Genomic DNA, 12,359 nt, shown 5'->3' with positions numbered 1-12,359 from the left:
CCTATAGGCCCCCATCTCCCCAAGGAATGAGGTCCTGTCCATCGTGGCAAAAGCCCCAGCACGCAGCCCGGCACCGGCCGGCGATACGCCCCCCGCCGACCCGCAGAAGACGAATCGTGAGCGCCCGTCGGACCCGCGTCCGTACGAGGCGAGCAAGGAAGAGCTGCTCAAATTCTACGAGGACATGCTGCTGATCCGCCGCTTCGAGGAGAAGGCCGGCCAGCTCTACGGCCTCGGCCTGATCGGCGGCTTCTGCCACCTCTACATCGGCCAGGAAGCCGTCGCGGTCGGACTCCAGTCGGCGCTGACCGACGCCGATTCGGTGATCACCGGCTATCGTGACCACGGCCACATGCTGCTGTGCGGGATCCCGCCCAAGGACGTGATGGCGGAGCTGACCGGGCGTCAGGCCGGCATCTCCAAGGGCAAGGGCGGCTCGATGCACATGTTCAGCGTCGAGCATAAATTCTACGGCGGCCACGGCATCGTCGGCGCGCAGGTGTCGCTCGGCGCCGGTCTCGCGTTCAAGCACAAGTACAGCGAGGACGGCGGCGTCTGCCTCGCCTATTTCGGCGACGGCGCGGCCAACCAGGGCCAGGTGTACGAAGCCTTCAACATGGCCGAGCTGTGGAAGCTCCCGATCATCTTCGTGATCGAGAACAATCAATACGCCATGGGCACCAGCGTCAACCGCGCCTCGTCCGAGGACCAATTGTACAAGCGCGGCGAGAGCTTCCGCATCCCCGGCCTGCAGATCGACGGCATGGACGTGCTGGCGGCGCGCGGCGCGGCGGAAGAAGCGCTCGCTTGGGTGCGCGCGGGCAAGGGCCCGATCATCCTCGAGATGAAGACCTATCGCTACCGCGGCCACTCGATGTCCGACCCCGCCAAATACCGCTCGCGCGACGAGGTGCAGGCGGTGCGCGACAAGTCGGACCCGATCGAGGCGGTGAAACGCACGCTGTCCGAGCTGCACGGCGCCCAAGAGGAGGACTTCAAGGCGATCGAGCAGCGCATCCGCAAGCAGGTCAACGAGTCGGCGGATTTCGCCGAGAGCACGCCCGAGCCGGATCCGGCCGAACTGTATACCGACGTCCTGGTGGAGAAGTATTGAGATGGCGATCGACATCAAGATGCCGGCGCTGTCCCCGACGATGGAGGAGGGCACGCTCGCCAAGTGGCTCGTCAAGGAAGGCGACACGGTGAAGTCCGGCGACATCATGGCCGAGATCGAGACCGACAAGGCGACGATGGAGTTCGAGGCGGTCGACGAGGGCACCGTGGCGAAGATCCTGGTCGCCGAGGGCACCGATGGGGTGAAGGTCGGCACGGTGATCCTCCAGCTGGCCGGCGAGGGCGAGGAGGCGGAGTCGGCGGACTCGGGCGGCGCCGCCGCGACCAAGGATGATTCGCCGCGCGGCGACGCGCAGGCCGACGAGAAGAAGTCGGACACGGTCGAGGATTCGGCGCACCCCGCGCAGGAGAAGGTCGACACCGGCGCGCGCCAGATGTTCGAGGCGGCGCGCCACGACGCCGAGGTGAGCGACCCCGCGGTGCCCGAGGGCACCGAGATGGTGAAGCAGACCGTCCGCGAGGCGCTGCGCGACGCGATGGCCGAGGAGATGCGCGCCGACGCGCGCGTGTTCGTGATGGGCGAGGAGGTCGCGCAATATCAGGGCGCCTACAAGGTGACCCAGGGCCTGCTCGACGAGTTCGGCGACAAGCGCGTGATCGACACGCCGATCACCGAGTACGGCTTCGCCGGCGTCGGCACCGGCGCGGCGATGGGCGGGCTGAAGCCGATCGTCGAGTTCATGACGTTCAACTTCGCGATGCAGGCGATCGACCACATCATCAACTCGGCCGCCAAGACCAACTATATGTCCGGCGGCCAGATGCGCTGCCCGATCGTGTTCCGCGGCCCCAACGGCGCTGCGAGCCGCGTCGGCGCGCAGCACTCGCAGAACTACGGCCCGTGGTACGCCAGCGTCCCCGGTCTGATCGTGATCGCGCCCTATGACGCGGCCGACGCCAAGGGCCTGCTCAAGGCGGCGATCCGCAGCCAGGACCCGGTGGTGTTCCTCGAGAACGAGCTGCTCTACGGCCGCTCGTTCGAGGTGCCCAAGCTGGACGATTGGGTGCTGCCGATCGGCAAGGCGCGCATCATGCGCCAGGGCAAGGACGTGACGATCGTGAGCTACTCGATCGGCGTCGGGCTCGCGCTCGAGGCGGCCGACAAGCTGGCGGCCGAGGGCGTCGAGGCCGAGGTGATCGACCTGCGCACGCTGCGCCCGCTCGACACCAAGACGGTGCTCAAGAGCCTCGCCAAGACAAACCGCCTGGTAGTGGTGGAAGAGGGCTGGCCGACCTGCTCGATCGCGTCGGAGATCGCTGCGGTAGTGATGGAGCAGGGCTTCGACGACCTCGACGCGCCGGTGCTGCGCGTCACCAACGAGGACGTGCCGCTGCCTTACGCTGCCAACCTCGAGAAGCTGGCGCTGATCTCCGCGGACAAGATCGTCGCCGCGGTGAAGAAGGTGACCTACCGCAAGTGACGGCGCCGGCGAGGCGGGTAAGTGGCGCGGGCGCCACTTACCCGCCCGCGTGGTGCGCCATCCGTCGCGCGATGATCTACAAGTGATGCTCGCTGTCGCTCACAACCCGTCCGCGGTCGTGCACTTGCTCTTGGCGGGAAACTGATTGACCGGCGAGGGCGTCTGGAACTGCGTGCTGCGCGCACGATAGGTCGCCGTGCGGGTGATCGCGGTGCCGAGGTCGATCCAGCCGAATGGTCGGCGGCTGATCAGCGGCTGGTAATCGTACGTCACCTGGACGTGGAACAGGATCTCGTCCAGCGGTAGCGCCCGGCTGGTCGGCAGCGTCGCCAGCGGATTTGACCGCGCGCAGCCGAGCAGCGGCGTCGCCGCGACGTAATTGCCGTCGAAGCGCTGCCACAGGAAGCGCTCCTCGATGATCCCGTCTTCGTCGTTGTCGGTCCCCTTCACGCTGCTGATCACCACGCGCCCGTGGTTACGCAGGTCGAAGGGCTGGGCGGTGATGTCGATTGCGCTGAACAGGTCGTAGATCTGCTTCTCGCTCGCGCCGACCGAGCCGACGCCGCTCTGCGCCACCAGATCCGCCGTCATCGAGGCGAGCCGCTGCGCGCGATTGTTCGCCATCACCCAGTTGGCGAACTCGAGACCGGTGAGCACGAAGCCGAGGAACAGCGGCATGACGAGCGCGAGCTCGAGCATGGCCACGGCGCGGCGCTCGCGCGCGAGCCGGATGAGCAGAGCGCGGGCGCTCACGAGGTGCGGCTCACGGCTTCGTTGCGCACGACGGTGGTGGCCGAGAGGTTGATCAGCGACCCCATCGCCCATTGCGTGCCGAGGAAGCCGAACAGCACCTTCTTGGGATAGCGTACGGTGATGCTCAGCACGTCGCCGGCGCCCCCCATCGTCCCGGTGATCGGGGTGGCGGGGTCCCATTTACCGTTCTTGTTGCGATCGGTGAAAGTCTCGCCCAGATCGTATTTGCCGTTGCGATTGGCGTCGGCATAGACCTCCGGATAGGCCGTGCTGAAATCGGCGAAGACGCGCGTGTCGATCGACATCTGCTGGCCGGTGGCGAGCGGGAAGCTGCTCATCGCGGTGGTGATGCTCTGACGCATCACCGTGTCACGCGCGGCCTGGCTGTTGTCGACGCTCGCGGTGGCGACTCGCGCGGCCTCGACCACGGCACCGTCGAGCACCATGCGCGCGACCAGCATGTGGCCGAGCTCGATCGTCCCGCACACCGCGCTGAGCACCACCGGCAGGATCAGCGCGAACTCGATCACCGTGGCGCCGCGGCGATCGCGGAGGAGGGGAAGCGCGCGCGTCATTGCGTCAGGTGCAGGTCGACGAGTTCGGCCGCGACATTCTGGAACGCGGCGTTGAGCTGGGTGGCATCGTTGGTGCGGTAGACGCGGCCGGGGGCACAGGCATCGAACGCGGAGCTATTGGACACCAGCGCGATGATATAGACCTGCGGGGCATTGTCCTCGCGTTGAATGTTGGCGCACGTCTTCGAAAATCGTCGCACCATTTGCGTCTTCACATCGTTAGGATTGTCCGACGTCGAGATCGTTTTATCTGACCAACGGCCGTACCAGGTAAAGGTGCGATCGATGTATCCGTTCTGGTCTTGGCCGATCTCGTTGATACCGTCGGTCATGAACACGATCGCGCGCCGCGGCTTCTCCGCCGTCAGACCGGAGGGACGCGGGCGTGGGAAGACGTCGTCGCGCACCAGCAGGCGGTAGGCCCACAGCAGACCGGCGTGGTGGATCGTGCCGTTGGCTGGATAGATCGCCGCGTTGGAGTCACGAATATAAGTGGTGTAGTCGCTCTTCGGCCGGTTGTAGAGGGGCAGCATGGCCTCTTCAGGGCACTGCCAATTGGGACTCTTGTTCGGTGTCTGATTCTGCGAGCCGTTGGCCGTGACGCCGCCGTTAGGATTGACGCGCGCGCTCCCGGGGGTGTTCGCCCAACGCGTGTAATAGTTGGGGATCTGCTTCCAGTCGACATACCAGTTGGTCGAAAGGCGGTTGCCCGTTGCCGGGTCGTAGTACCCGCCCTTGGGGCTGGTCGCCCGGATGACGTCGTTGCTATTGCTGGCGCTACCGTCGTTCAGTCCGATGTAATAGTCGTAGAACCAGGAGCGATAGGCCGTGCTGTTCGCCAAATAGTCCGCACCCGCAGCCCCGAAGCTGGTCGTGTCGAGGCGATACAGATTATCACTCGGCTCACTCGTGTAGACCTTGTAATAGGCGCTCGTCTCCGACGTCTTGTCTGCGGTAGTGACGTTGCTCGCAGCGAGACTTGGCACGTACATCGGCGGGATAAAATAGGGCATGACCTTGGGGTTCATGCCCTCGCCGGGCAGCGTTCGAGTCACATCCCAGGCGTTGGGTTCCGACACGGTGCGATCGGCGCTGAGATCGGGGATCGTCGCGTCGTTCATGACGCACCCCTTCCAGTAATAGGGGTTCGCCGGCCAGGTGCCATAGTTGCTCGACTCGGTCGTGGTGTTGAAGCCGGGCACCGCGACCACCGCGCCCGGTCGACGCGCGATCAGAAGATTGCCGACGTTGACCGTGATGTCATAGGGGATGAAGCCGAGGGCGAGATCCTTGCGCTGTGTGCCGCCCTGGAAAAGGATATCGACGAAGCTGTTGGCAGCCTCCTTCAGCGCGGTGATCCTGGTCTTACCGTTCGACAGATTGTCCTTCATCGACCCGGTATTATCGAGCACCACCATCACTTCGAGCGTGCGCGGCTGGAGTTCGGCCTTGGCCACGGCGCGCATCGTCACGTCGCGGAAGCCGAACAGCCGCATGAACGACATGTCCAGCGTCGCCGCGGCGTTGACGGTGGTGACGTTGACGCCGTTGACGACCGCGAAGGTCGGCGTGACGATCACGTTGGTGGTGCCCATGTAGGCGGGGGAGCGCGAGAAATTGCCGTCGAAGTAGGATTCGACCTGCTTGCTGCGGCTGTTCGGGCTGTTGTCGGTGACGCCGAAGGCGCGCGCGCCCGCCAGCGCGGCGGCGTCTACCCCGGCTTGCAGCTGCGACTTGACGATATACATGCGGCCGACGTCGATCGCGCTGCCGAGCGAGCCGATGCCGACGACCAGTCCCGCCGCCATGATCCCGATCGTCGAGCCGCGCCGATCGCGCAGGAGTGGCGTCAGTCGGTAGCGGATCGACGGGAACAAGCGGGATCGGCTGCGCATCTGATACCTTCCGGTGCGCGGGCGGCGCGAACGTGGTGGAGCGACCGTTAGCGTGATCAAGGTTGATAAATCGCCAACGCTATCCGGTGCGGCGACCGAGCGCGCGCTCGTGCTCGGCTATGCGCCGGCGGACGCGCGCGACAGCCTCGCCGCGTTGCTCGCGCTCGACGAGCGGCTCGGCGCGATCCTGCGCACCACGCGCGAGCCGCTGGTGGGGCAGATGCGGCTGACCTGGTGGTATGAGGCGCTGGAGGCACTGGACCATGCGCCCGCACCCGCCGAGCCGGTGCTGGCCGCCTTGAGCCAGACAGCGGTCGCGCGCGTGTCGGGGGCGATTCTGGCGCGGCAGATCGAGGGCTGGGAGGCGCTGCTCGATACGCCGCTGACGATCGGCGCGCTGGAGGCGCATGCGAGGGCGCGCGGCGGCGGCCTCTTCGGCGCGGCCGCGACGCTGCTAGCGACGCCGGCCAACGATATGATGGTCCGGGCCGGGGAGGGCTGGGTGCTCGCCGATCTGGCGCGACACCTGAGTGATCCCGCGCTGGCGACCGCCGCACACGTTGCCGCGCTCGAGCGGCTGTCGGGCGCGCTCCACCAACGCTGGCCGGCGCGCGTGCGTTCGCTGGGGGCGCTCGCCTGGCTGGCGCGACTCGACCTCACGCACCCGACTCGGCCAGCGGGTCATCCGACCCGCGCGGCGCGGCTGCTTTGGCACCGCCTTTCCGGGCGATAGCGGCGCACGCTTGCACGCCGTCGGCGGCGCCCGATAGCCTCCGCCGCACGTGGTGGGGAGATGACGCATGTGGCGGTATCTGGCGGGCGGCGTGGCCGCCCTGCTGCTGGTGGCGGGTGGCTGGCTGATCGTCGGCGGTCAGGCGCATTCGGGCGCGCCGACCAGCGCTCCCCCGGCCGCGCGCCCGAGCGACATATCTGTGTCGTCCGCACCGGCACCCGATCTGCCCGAGGCGAGCGACGCCACGCGCGCGCATCGGCGCTTCGAGCGGTTCGATCGCGACCGCGACGGCAAGGTCACCCGTGCCGAATATCTCGAACCGCGCCGCAAGGCCTTCGCCAAACTGGACCGCGACGGCGATGGTCGGCTCAGCTTCGACGAATGGGCCGCCCGTACCGCCGACCGTTTCGCCGCGGCCGATCGCGACCGATCGGGCACGCTCGACGAGAAGGAGTTCGCGGCGACCGCGCCGAAGCGCAAGCAGCGGCGCGCGAGCCCCTGCCCCGAGTCGGCGCATGCCGACGATTGAGCGCGCGGTCTCGCCCGCGATCGACCTGCGTCGCGCCGCCGCGGCTCAGGCCGCCATCCACGCCGCGAGCGCGGCACGCGCGCGGTCGGTGTACAGCTTCTTGCGATCCGCCTTCTTGGTGCGTCCGGGAATGGGCGGGAACAGGCCGAAGTTGACGTTCATCGGCTGGTAGCTCTCCGCCTCGGCGCCGCCGGTGATATGGCCGAGCAGCGCGCCGAGCGCAGTCTCCACTGGCGGGGCCGCCATCGCGGCGCCGCGCAGCTCGGCGGCGGCGAAGCGACCGGCCAGCAACCCGATCGCGGCGCTCTCGACATAGCCTTCGCACCCCGTGATCTGCCCGGCGAAGCGCAGGTTCGGGCGCGAGCGCAGCCGCAGCTGCGGGTCGAGCAGCTCGGGCGAACGGATGAAGGTGTTGCGGTGCAGCCCGCCCAGTCGCGCGAACTCGGCCTTCTCCAGCCCGGGGATGGTGCGGAACAGCCGTACCTGCTCGGCATGCTTGAGCTTGGTCTGGAACCCGACGATGTTCCACAAGGTGCCGTGGGCGTTGTCCTGACGCAGCTGCACCGCCGCGTAGGGCCAGCGCCCGGTGCGCGGATCGTCGAGCCCGACGCCCTTCATCGGCCCGAAGCGCAACGTCTCGCGCCCGCGCTCGGCCATTACCTCGATCGGCATGCAGCCCTCGAAATAGGGCACGTTCTCCCACTCGCGATACTCGGTTTTCTCGCCGGCGAGCAGGCCGTCGACGAAGGCGTGATACTGGTCCTTGTCGAGCGGGCAGTTGATATAATCGGTGCCATCGCCCTTGTTCCAGCGGCTCTGGAACCAGGCAGTGTCGAGATCGATCGAGTCGCGGTGGACGATGGGCGCGATCGCGTCGAAGAAGGCGAGCGCGTCGCGGCCGGTCTCGCCCGCGATCCGCTCCGACAGCCCGGGCGCGGTGAGCGGGCCGGTGGCGATGATCGCAGGCGTGTCGGGCAAGGTGTCGACGCGCTCGCGCACGATCGTCACGTTCGGATGTGCTTCCAGCGCGGCGGTGACACCGGCGGAGAAGCCGTCGCGGTCCATCGCCAGCGCCGAGCCGGCGGGGACGCGGTGGGAGTCACCCTCGCGCAGGATCAGCGAGCCGAGTGCGCGCATTTCCTGGTGGAGCAGGCCGACCGCATTGCTCTCGGCATCGTCGGAGCGGAAGCTGTTCGAGCAGACCAGTTCGGCCAGCGAAACGCCGTGGTGCGCCGGCGTGGTGTCGCCGCCGCCTCGCATCTCGGAGAGGCGGACGCGCCACCCCGCCTCGGCCAGCTGCCACGCCGCCTCTGACCCGGCAAGTCCCCCGCCGATCACGTGAATGTCATGTTCCATGGGGTGCGCGATAGCGGCTCGCGCTTGCCTTGTCAGGTGCGCGCGCCCAGCGTGGCGCGATGACGATCTACACCATCGGCTATGAGGGAGCGACGGTCGACGCCTTCCTCGCCGCGCTGACCGCGGCGGGGGTGCGGCGCGTGATCGACGTGCGCGCGCTGCCGCTGTCGCGTCGGCCGGGCTTCTCCAAATCGTCGCTCGCCGCGGCGCTGAGCGAGGTCGGGATCGACTATGTCCACTTGAAGCCGCTCGGCACCCCCAAGCCCGGGCGCGACGCCGCTAAGAAGGGCGACGTGGCCACGCTCACCGCGGTGTACGAGGCGCAGCTCGCGCTACCGGGGGCGCAGCTGGCGGCGGCTCGGATGCTCGAGCTGGCGGACGAGCGGCCGAGCGCTTTGCTGTGTTTCGAGCGCGACCCCTGCCACTGCCACCGTACGTTGCTCCTCGATGCGGTGGGTGAGGGGCGGGAGGTCGTCGACCTGTACGCGTGAGGAACCATGGTGCGTGCGCCCACGGGCGGGAGTCCGGCGTCACGGTCCGCGACGTCGATGCCTCCGGGCGCCAGCGGCCGGCGAGTACGCCGAGTGACAGGCCCCGGAACACGACCCGGTTGACCGCGGCGCGAGTGGCGAGACAGTCGACCAGGTCGCATCTTTTCGGCGGTGCCGGCATGGACGCCGGGTCAAGTCCGACAGGACGGGAAGGACGGTCTGCCATCCTCGGCCCCGCTTACCCCGCGATCGGCAGCTTCACCGTGCCATCCTCGAGCCGTTCCAGCGGTCCATAGGCGACCACGGTCTCGAGCAGCAGCGGCTCGTAGAGGTGCGGGAAGAGCTGGCCCTCGCGCGCCGCCTCCCAGCGCACGCGATCGGCATAGGCCTCGAGATCGACCGCGGCGACGTGGAGATCGTCCTGCCCGGCGAAATGCTTGTCCACCGTCGCGGTGAGCTGCGCCGCGGTCGAGAGGTGGACGAAGCCGTCGGCCAGATCGACGGGCGCGCCGTCGAACCGCCCGTCGCGCTCCAGCGCGGCGAGCTGCTCGCCCGTCAGCACCTTATAGGCCAGCATCGGCCGCTCGTCCGCCATCACGCCTGCTCCCCGTCGTCGTCGCTCTCGTCGACCTGCTCGCCCAGCGTGTCCGGGCCGGTGCCGTCGTCGAGCGTCAGCTGATCGCTCGCGGCGACGGGTGCCGCCTCGTCGAGCTCGGCGGCGACCGCGGCCTCGGCGGCGTCCTCGGGTTCGGGCTCCTCGTCGATCCGCGCCGCGGAGACGACATGCTCGTCCGCCGCGACGTTGAACAGCCGCACGCCCGCCGAGCCGCGCCCGATCACGCGCAGGGAGGCGAGTGGCATGCGGATCATCTTGGCCTGGTCGGTCACCAGCATCAGCTGCTCGGCCTTGCTCGCCGCGAAGCTCGCCACGACCGCGCCGTTGCGCGCGATGTTGTCGATGTTGGTGATGCCCTGGCCGCCGCGCCCGGTGCGGCGATATTCGTAGGCCGAGCTCAGCTTGCCGTAACCGTTGGCGCAGACCGTCAGCACGAACTGCTCCTTGGCGCGCAGCTCCTCGAAGCGGATCTGGTCCATCACGCGCGGCGCGCGCTCGGCATCCTCGGGCTTCCACGGCGCGTGACGGAGATAATCGTCGCGCTCCTCCTGATCGCGGATGCCGGCGCGGTGCAGCACGGAGAGCGAGATCACCTGATCGTCGCCCTTGAGCGCGATGCCGCGCACGCCGGTCGAGTTGCGGCTCTGGAACTCGCGCACCTCGTCGGCGGCGAAGCGGATCGCCTTGCCGCACTTGGTCGCGAGCAGCACGTCGTCGCCCTCGTCGAGCAGCGCCACGCCGATGAGGCGATCGTCGGCATCCTCGCCCTCGAACTTCATCGCGATCTTGCCGTTCGAGGGCACGTTGGTGAAGGCGTCCATGCTGTTGCGCCGCACCGATCCCTTGGCGGTGGCGAACATGACATGGAGCTTGCCCCATTCCGCCTCGTCCTCGGGCAGCGGCAGCACGGTGGAGATCGTCTCGCCCTGCTCGAGCGGGAGCAGGTTGATCATCGGCCGGCCGCGCGTGGCGGGGCCACCCTCCGGCAACTTCCACACCTTCATGCGATAGACGCGGCCGAGCGTGGAGAAGAACAGCACCGGCGTGTGCGTCGAGGTGACGAACAGCTTCGTGACGACGTCCTCGTCCTTGGTCGCCATGGCGCTGCGGCCCTTGCCGCCGCGCGCCTGGGCGCGGAAGGCGTCGAGCGGGGTGCGCTTGATATAGCCCGCCATGGTGACGGTGACGACCATCTCCTCGCGCTCGATCAGGTCCTCGTCGTCGATCCCGTCCGCCGCGGCGGCGATCTCGGTGCGCCGCGGCGTCGCGAACTGCTCGCGCACGTCGCGGAATTCCTCGCGCATCACCGCATAGAGCTTCACGCGATCGGACAGGATCGCGAGCAGCTCCGTGATGGAGTCGGCCAGCGTCTTGAGCTCGTCGCCGATCTCATCGCGGCCCAGCGCGGTGAGGCGGTGGAGCCGCAGGTCGAGGATGGCGCGGACCTGCACCTCGCTCAGCCGGTAGGTATCGCCGGCGACGTCGCTCTCGAGCGCCTCGACCAACCGAAGATACGGCGCGATCTCCGCGATCGGCCAGTCACGCGCGAGCAGAGCGGCGCGCGCCTCGGCCGGGCTCGACGAGCCGCGGATGATCCGCACCACCTCGTCGAGGTTGGTCACCGCGATGACGAGGCCGAGCAAGATGTGCGCGCGCTCGCGTGCCTTGTTGAGCTCGAACTTGGCGCGCCGCGTGATCACCTGCTCGCGGAAGCTGACGAAGGCGGCGATGATGTCGCGCAGGTTGAGCAGCTCGGGCCTGCCGCCGCGGATCGCGAGCATATTCGCCGGGAAGGAGCCCTGCGCCGGGGTGTGGCGCCACAGCTGGTTGAGCACCACCTCGGGCGTGGCGTCGCGCTTGAGATCGATGACGATCCGCACGCCCTCGCGGTTCGATTCGTCGCGGATGTCGCTGACGCCCTCGACGCGCTTCTCCTTGGCGGCATCGGCGATCTTCTCGACCAGCGCGTTCTTGCCCTGCTGGAACGGGATCTCGGTCAGCACGATCGAGGTGCGATCGCCGCGCCCGGTCTCGATCGTGTAGCGCGAGCGCACGATGATGGAGCCGCGCCCGGTCTCATAGGCGGAGCGCGCGCCGGCGCGGCCGAGGATGATCGCGCCGGTCGGGAAGTCCGGACCGGGAACGATCTCCATCAGCTCCTCGGTCGTGATCGCCCCGTTGTCGAGGTAGGCGAGACAGGCGTCGACCACCTCGCCGAGATTGTGCGGCGGGATGTTGGTGGCCATGCCGACCGCGATGCCGCCGGCGCCGTTGACGAGCAGGTTGGGGAAGCGCGCGGGCAGAACCTGCGGCTCGCGCTCGCTCGCGTCGTAATTGGGCTGGAAGTCGACCGTGTCCTTGTCGAGGTCGTCGAGCAGGTAGTTGGCCGCCTTGGCGAGCCGCGCCTCGGTGTAGCGCATCGCCGCGGGCGGATCGGGATCCATCGAGCCGAAGTTTCCCTGGCCGTCGATCAGCGGCAGCCGCATCGACCAATCCTGCGTCATGCGCGCCAAGGCGTCGTAGATCGCGGTGTCGCCGTGCGGGTGATATTTACCGATCACGTCACCGACGATGCGCGCGGACTTGCGGTACGGCCGGTTGTAGAGGAACCCGCTCTCGCTCGCGGAGAAGAGGATGCGGCGGTGGACCGGCTTCAGGCCGTCGCGCACGTCGGGCAGCGCGCGCGCGACGATCACGCTCATGGCGTAATCCAGGTAGCTGGTCTTCATCTCCTCGACGATGGAGATGGGGGCGATGTCAGACGGATCGGCGAGGACGGTGTCGTCGGCCAAGATGCTTCTTTCTTTTGCGGAATCGTTGCTGGGCGGGGTGTAGGACGGCGCGGCCACAAAGTCA

General features: G+C 68.1%; 11 protein-coding genes. 5 read left to right on the top strand and 6 right to left on the bottom strand.

Features of this window, described 5'->3' with window-relative positions; translation table 11 throughout:
• Nucleotides 1-43: 43 nt before the first annotated feature.
• Nucleotides 44-1,114: a pyruvate dehydrogenase (acetyl-transferring) E1 component subunit alpha gene (pdhA, locus tag KZ820_RS03085; RefSeq protein WP_219747209.1), complete on the top strand. Its 1,071-nt coding sequence runs from the start codon at nucleotides 44-46 to the stop codon at nucleotides 1,112-1,114.
• Nucleotide 1,115: 1 nt separating this feature from the next.
• Entirely contained in the window at nucleotides 1,116-2,555 is a 1,440-nt protein-coding gene (locus KZ820_RS03080; protein WP_219747208.1) for a pyruvate dehydrogenase complex E1 component subunit beta, read from the top strand.
• 99 nt (nucleotides 2,556-2,654) lie between these two features.
• Here the strand turns inward: KZ820_RS03080 and KZ820_RS03075 are convergent, their stop codons facing one another.
• Genes KZ820_RS03075 through KZ820_RS03065 form a run of 3 tightly spaced genes read right to left on the bottom strand, consistent with a single transcriptional unit; the run spans nucleotide 2,655 to nucleotide 5,778 of the window.
• Entirely contained in the window at nucleotides 2,655-3,308 is a 654-nt protein-coding gene (locus KZ820_RS03075) for a TadE/TadG family type IV pilus assembly protein (RefSeq protein WP_308462109.1), read from the bottom strand.
• Nucleotides 3,305-3,838: a TadE family protein gene (locus KZ820_RS03070; RefSeq protein WP_308462108.1), complete on the bottom strand. Its 534-nt coding sequence runs from the start codon at nucleotides 3,836-3,838 to the stop codon at nucleotides 3,305-3,307. The genes KZ820_RS03075 and KZ820_RS03070 overlap by 4 nt, the downstream gene beginning before the upstream one ends.
• Nucleotides 3,839-3,879: 41 nt before the next feature.
• Entirely contained in the window at nucleotides 3,880-5,778 is a 1,899-nt protein-coding gene (locus KZ820_RS03065) for a pilus assembly protein TadG-related protein (protein ID WP_219747205.1), read from the bottom strand.
• Nucleotides 5,779-5,830: 52 nt separating this feature from the next.
• Between KZ820_RS03065 and KZ820_RS03060 the strand changes: the two genes are divergently transcribed.
• Together KZ820_RS03060 and KZ820_RS03055 are read left to right on the top strand one after the other, a co-directional pair.
• Nucleotides 5,831-6,511 carry a squalene/phytoene synthase family protein gene (locus tag KZ820_RS03060; RefSeq protein WP_308462107.1) on the top strand — a complete coding sequence of 227 codons (681 nt, stop codon included), beginning with the start codon at nucleotides 5,831-5,833 and terminating at the stop codon, nucleotides 6,509-6,511.
• Between the two features lie 67 nt (nucleotides 6,512-6,578).
• Nucleotides 6,579-7,040 (top strand): EF-hand domain-containing protein, encoded by a 462-nt coding sequence (locus KZ820_RS03055; protein ID WP_219747204.1) that lies wholly within the window; start codon nucleotides 6,579-6,581, stop codon nucleotides 7,038-7,040.
• 45 nt (nucleotides 7,041-7,085) lie between these two features.
• Here the strand turns inward: KZ820_RS03055 and trmFO are convergent, their stop codons facing one another.
• A complete protein-coding gene (gene trmFO / locus KZ820_RS03050; protein WP_219747203.1) occupies nucleotides 7,086-8,396 on the bottom strand; it encodes a methylenetetrahydrofolate--tRNA-(uracil(54)-C(5))-methyltransferase (FADH(2)-oxidizing) TrmFO in 1,311 nt (436 codons plus the stop codon).
• A gap of 59 nt (nucleotides 8,397-8,455) precedes the next feature.
• On the opposite strand from trmFO, the gene KZ820_RS03045 reads away from it, so the two are divergent.
• Nucleotides 8,456-8,887: a DUF488 domain-containing protein gene (locus KZ820_RS03045; RefSeq protein ID WP_219747202.1), complete on the top strand. Its 432-nt coding sequence runs from the start codon at nucleotides 8,456-8,458 to the stop codon at nucleotides 8,885-8,887.
• Nucleotides 8,888-9,125: 238 nt separating this feature from the next.
• Here KZ820_RS03045 and KZ820_RS03040 read toward each other — a convergent pair whose 3' ends face one another.
• Nucleotides 9,126-9,482, bottom strand: coding sequence for a DUF952 domain-containing protein (locus tag KZ820_RS03040; protein ID WP_219747201.1), 357 nt, complete (start codon nucleotides 9,480-9,482; stop codon nucleotides 9,126-9,128).
• Nucleotides 9,482-12,295 (bottom strand): DNA gyrase subunit A, encoded by a 2,814-nt coding sequence (gene gyrA / locus KZ820_RS03035; protein WP_219747200.1) that lies wholly within the window; start codon nucleotides 12,293-12,295, stop codon nucleotides 9,482-9,484. The genes KZ820_RS03040 and gyrA overlap by 1 nt, the downstream gene beginning before the upstream one ends.
• Between the last annotated feature and the right edge of the window lie 64 nt (nucleotides 12,296-12,359).

The sequence above is a fragment of the Sphingomonas citri genome (assembly GCF_019429485.1).
GTDB lineage: Bacteria > Pseudomonadota > Alphaproteobacteria > Sphingomonadales > Sphingomonadaceae > Sphingomonas > Sphingomonas citri.
The sequence above is the reverse complement of the archived record's forward strand: the minus strand, read 5'-3'. Positions and strand labels throughout refer to the sequence as shown.